Below are 5,697 nucleotides of genomic sequence, written 5' to 3' on the forward strand. Positions count from 1 at the left end.
CATAAACCTTGCCAGATACTCAGGCGAATTAATAAACTGCCCGATCAGCGTGACCACATCCGTCCCCGATTGCGCCAGCAGTGCATCAAACGTCGCCTGATCCGGCGCATGCCCCAAGAGACCAATGTAATCCAGCGTCAAAGACACTTTGGATTGCGAATTCGCCTTGAACTCCGTCGACTCCGTAAAGCCTGCCAGCATATCGCCTCTGGAGAGGCCATTACCCAGTTGCCCCAGCCAGTAAGCTTTACCTGCCGCATCTGAACTACGGTGCAGCACATTCTGATAAACCCGATCCACAAAGGCCGTATTGTCCAGCGCCCCATAAGTCTTCTGGAACTCCGCACTCGATACAAACGAAGCACTGATTTTACTCAGATTCAGGCCATCCTTTTGCGCCTGCATCCAATAAGCCAGGCCATCACGGTCAGGCAAACGGTCGAATGCACCAAAGTACAGACGCGTAATCCCGCCTATGCCGCCCTGGAATTCAGCCGACTCCATGAACGACGCCGCTACCTGGGCCCGGCTCATCTTGCCGCTGTCTATCTGTCCTTGCCAGTACTGCACGCCTGCCGTATCCGCTTCGCGGAACAGCACGTCACGGTACAACTGCATGGCAAACAAGTCAGAACGGTGTAAGACATCATTGTCTTTGACATCGAGTTTGGTGCCGACTCTGGCTTCTATCGCATCCGGGATGCCATCGCCATCCTTGTCACCCGGCAAAGAGGTGCTTGGATTGGTCGGCACCGTGGTTTTAAAGCCCAGGCCACCATTGAGCGTAATCTTGCCATCGACCTTGCCGTCAGTATCAAAGAGTCCGCCGTCCGTGATCTTGAAATCGACTTTCAGCTTGCCGTTCACTGTGGCAATATTGGTGGCGATATTGGTCCAGGTGCCAGCCTTGTCTTGTACCCAGTAACCATTCACCGGGCCCATCGCATCGGTGTAGAGCGACATCGTGGTTTCCTGACCTGCTGCCAGGCCGACGAGCTGGGTGGTGATCATGCCGTATTGCATGCTCAGTTCTGCGGGCAGTGTTGCTGGCGCTACCGTGGTGTTGACATTGGTTTGCGACAGGAAGTTATTATTCGCCAGCGTCACATAATGGTTATTCGCTGCCGTACTGTTATGCCATAACAGCGAACTGACATTCTTCTGTGACTGATCCGGTATACCGTCACCATTCCCATCGCCATTGCCTGCACCCAGCAGATTAGGTACTTCTCCCTCTACCCGTTGCAGGATGCCATCACCATCCGCATCCGAGCCGCCTGAGCCAGGGTTGTCAGTATTAGGGTTGATGCTGAAGGCTTGCGAGAAGGTCGGCCCGCTATTGCCCGCCAGATCAATCACCCTGACTTTGAGCGTGTTATTGCCACTCAGCAGTTGGTTTGGCAAACTCCAGCCAGTGCCACCGGTGGTCGCCAGCGCATTGATCCAGTTGGCACCATTGTCGAGCGAGACTTGTACAGTTTCGCCCACAGCCAGACCTGCGGTGAGGTTGCCGGAAATGGTCTGGTCACTGATGGTGGTGATGAAGTCGCTATTGCTGGCACCGTCATCATTCGACAAGCGCACGGAACCGATACCTGTCGTCGGCGCCGTATGATCAACCTGGTACAACTGCCCGGTAAAGCCGCCATTCAAAGGCAGGCTGGCGGTGTCGATAATGCCGGTGCCCGAGGTTTTAAGATTCAGGCCCAGGCTGCCATCGCCTGTCAGCCCCGTGATCCTGACGCTATAGGTAGATGGATCGAGCTGGGTGACGCTGCTGATGGTTCCCGTTGCGCTGCCGGTAGTGGCCAGTATAAAGGCGGCGACGTTCACGCCAGTCACGGCTTCACTGAAGCTGACCTTGTAATCAGCCGTGCCGAGATTGGTGTTTTCTGGGTTGATGCGGGTAATGCCGGTGACCGTTGGCGGCACATTGTCACCAACGGTGATGCTCAGGCTCTTGTCATAGGTGGCATTGGAGGTGTCAGTGGCGCGAACCATGATGGTATAGGTGCCCGGGGTCATGCCCAGCGGGTTCTTGGCCACCAGGCTGGTACCGGAGATGATGAACTTACCATTGTCACGGTCATTCGTGCCATTGCCCGCCACCAGGCTAAAACTGGCGGTATCACTGGGGTTGGGGTCAGTCGCGGAGAGCGTACCGACACTGCTGTTGTCCGGGGACCCTTGCAGGATGGTGGCCGGCAACAGGCTGATATTGGTCGGTGCCGCATTGACACCGGTAGCAATCACGGTGGTGGTGTTATTCAGTACGGCAGAAGCAATACCGTCATTGGCACTGATGGTAAAGGTGGTGGTTTCAGTACTGCCGACCGGTACCCGGCCCGCACCAGGCTGAAATACCAGGCCACGGATGGCCGCCTGCACGACCGCAGGTGTTCCTGCAGCATGGGTATAGGTCAGGCCACCATCGGCAGTCGAGAAGCCCGTCGCTGCGAGAGAAGCAGCCGTGAAGGCACCTTTGGCGGCAACATCAAGGGTGATGGTGATGGTTTCGCTGGCACCGACATCAGGATCAGTGATGGTCACGTTCGCGAAGGGGGTAACTGTGGTGGTTTCTGTGACAGTCTGACCTGCGACGACACCACCGATGACGGGAGCAACGTTATTGCCGGTCACGGTAATGCCATTACCAAACAGGTCAGCGATGATGACGGCCACGTCAGCACCGGTATTCCAGTCTTCCAGCATACCGAGGTTGTAGACGGTGGTATCCGTGGACGAAGTCCCATCCTTGTTCATCCGCAACGCCAGGGCTGCCTTGTCGGTGGCACTCATGGTCATGGTGAAGCTGGTGTTGGAGGTGATATCGACGTTGGCGGTATCGGTCAGGGTGTAGTTGAAGCCACCCTGGCCGAACAGACGGATACGGTTGGCGGTGATGTCATTGGCGGCACCTGTCAGGCTCAGGAAGTTGCTGCCTGTGACGACCAGCACGCCGGTGGCGACGTTGTAGGTCGCGGACGTCACGGTTGGTGCCACGACGTTAGCAACAGTAATGCCATTACCGGTCAGGTCAGCAATGACAACCGCGGCATCAGCACCGGCATTCCAGTCTTCGGCGGCAATCAGGTTATAGGTATTGACACTGGTGGAGCTGGTGCCATTCTTGTTCATGATGAGGTTGGCACCGAGCCGGTCCGCTGCACTAAGAGTCAGTGTGAAGGACGTGGCGGAGGTGATCTCGACATTGCCGGTCGTGGTCAGGGTATAGCTGCTACCGCCTTCACCTTGCAGACTGAACTTGTTGGCGACGATGTCATTGGTGGCACCTGTCAGGCCTTTTAGGCCGGTTCCTGTCACGGTCAAGACGCCAGTGTTGGCATCATAGGTCGAGGAGGTAATGGTCGGGACCGGGATATTGCTGACGGTAACCGCAGCAGTAGTAACGGCGATATTGCCACCTGTGATGGCGCTGTCCCAGTCATCGGCGGCAGCCAGGTTGTAGCTCGTGCCACCAGTAGACGAAGTGCCATTCTTGTTGAACAGGGCTTCCACCGCAGCCTGGTCGGCACCGGCGAGGGTGACGGCAAAGCTGGTGGCGGACGTAATTTCGACATTGCCGGTCGTCGAGAGCGTGCGTGTTGCCGCACCTTCACCTGTGATAGTCAGGGCAGTGACAGTAATGTCATTGGTGGCACCAATGGTCTTGACGAGGCCCGTACCAGTCACAGTCAGGATGTGGGTGGTGATGTCATAAGTCGCAGACGTAATCGTTGGGGCGGTGACGTTCGATACCGTGACGGCATTGCCGGTCAGGTCAGCACTGGAAGTCGTGGTGGCATCCCAGGATGCAGCGGCAGCAAGGTTGAACGTCGTGGTATCAACTGCAGAGGTACCGTTCTTGTTCAATATGCCATTGATGGCGAGCTTGTCGGCGGCGTTCAGAGTGACTGCAAAAGCGGTCGAACTGCTGGCAGTAACGTTGGCCGTGGTCAGGGTGTAGGAACCGGCCTGACCTGTGATCGATAACTTACTGACATCAATGGTGTCACCGCCGACGATGTTGACGGCTGACACACTGAGGATGCCAGTTGCTGCATCGTAGCTGGAACTCAAAATACTTGGTGCGGCATTGGCGACGGTGATGCCGTTGCCGGTCAAGTCCTGGATATTGCCACCGGTGATGACGCTGTTCCAGTCGTCGGCTGCGGCAAGGTTGTAGGTCGTGGCGCTACTTGCTGAAGAGGTGCCGTTCTTGTTGAGCAGGCTATCAACACCGGCGATATCGGCACCGGCCAGGGTAAAGGTGAAGCTGGTGGCCGAAGTGACTTCGACATTGCCGGTGGTGGAAAGGGTGTAGGTCGCACCACCTTCACCAGTAATGGTGAGCTTGGTAATGGTGACGTCATTGGTGGCGCCGATGGTCTTGACGAGGTTGGTACCGGTGACAGTGAAGACGTGGGTAGTACCGTCGTAGCTTGCGGATGTAATCGTTGGTGCGGTGACATTCGAGACAGTGACGGCGTTGCCAGTCAGGTCGGCACTGGACGTGGTGGTGGCGTCCCAGGATGCAGCGGCTGCGAGGTTGAAGGTGGTGGTATCAACCGCTGTGGTGCCGTTGTTGTTCAGGATGCCGTTGATGGCGAGTTTGTCGGCGGCGTTCAAGGTGACAGAGAAGGCGGTCGAACTGCTCGCAGTAACATTGGCGGTGGTCAGGGTGTAGGAACCAGCCTGGCCTGTGATGGACAGCTTGCTGACATCGATGGTGTCGCCACCGACGATGTTGACGGCGGAGACCGATAAAACGCCTGTTGCTGCATCGTAGCTGGAACTCAAAATACTTGGTGCGGCATTGGCGACGGTGATGCCGTTGCCGGTCAAATCCTGGATGTTACCGCCGGTGATGACGCTGTTCCAGTCGTCGGCTGCGGCAAGATTGTAGGCAGTGGCACTACTGGCAGACGATGTGCCGTTTTTATTGAGCAGGCTATCGACTGCGGCAATGTCTGCACCGGCCAAGGTAAAGGTGAAGCTGGTGGCACTGGTGATTTCGACGTTGCCGGTCGTGGACAAGGTGCGCGTTGCGCCACCTTCGCCAGTAATCGTCAGTTTGGAAATCGTGATGTCATTGGTCGCACCTATCGTTTTAACGAGGTTGGTGCCGGTGATGGTGAAGACGTGGGTGGTGCCGTCATACGTCGCGGACGTAATCGTTGGGGCGGTGACGTTGGATACTGTCACGGCGTTGCCAGTCAGGTCGGCGGCTGATGTCGTGGTGGCATCCCAGGATGCAGCGGCTGCGAGATTGAAGGTGGTGGTATCAACCGCTGCTGTGCCGTTGTTGTTCAATATGCCATTGATGGCGAGTTTGTCGGCGGCGTTCAAAGTCACTGAGAAAGCGGTGGCACTGCTGGCGGTGACGTTGGCGGTGGTGAGGGTGTAGGAACCCGTTTGGCCAGTCAAAGACAGCTTACTTACATCAATGGTGTCGCCACCGGAGATGTTGACGGCGGATACGCTCAGGATGCCGGTGCTGGCATCGTAAGTTGAACTTAAGATGCTTGGTGCGGCATTGGCGACCGTAATGCCGTTGCCAGTCAGGTCGGCGATGTTGCCGCCGGTGATGACGCTATCCCAGTCGTCGGCTGCGGCGAGGTTGTAGGTTGTGGCGCTGCTGGCAGAGGAGGTGCCGTTTTTATTGAGCAAGCTATCGACAGCAGCAATATCGGCACC

The 5,697-nt window shown here is 56.8% G+C and carries 1 protein-coding gene; it reads right to left on the reverse strand.

The genetic code is table 11. The features are described from left to right. A partial coding sequence (locus tag ACO0LL_RS30230; protein ID WP_422954525.1) for a DUF4214 domain-containing protein occupies positions 1–5,697 on the reverse strand: 5,697 nt, incomplete at both ends.

This window comes from Undibacterium sp. TC4M20W, from assembly GCF_049340245.1.
Taxonomy (GTDB): domain Bacteria; phylum Pseudomonadota; class Gammaproteobacteria; order Burkholderiales; family Burkholderiaceae_D; genus Undibacterium.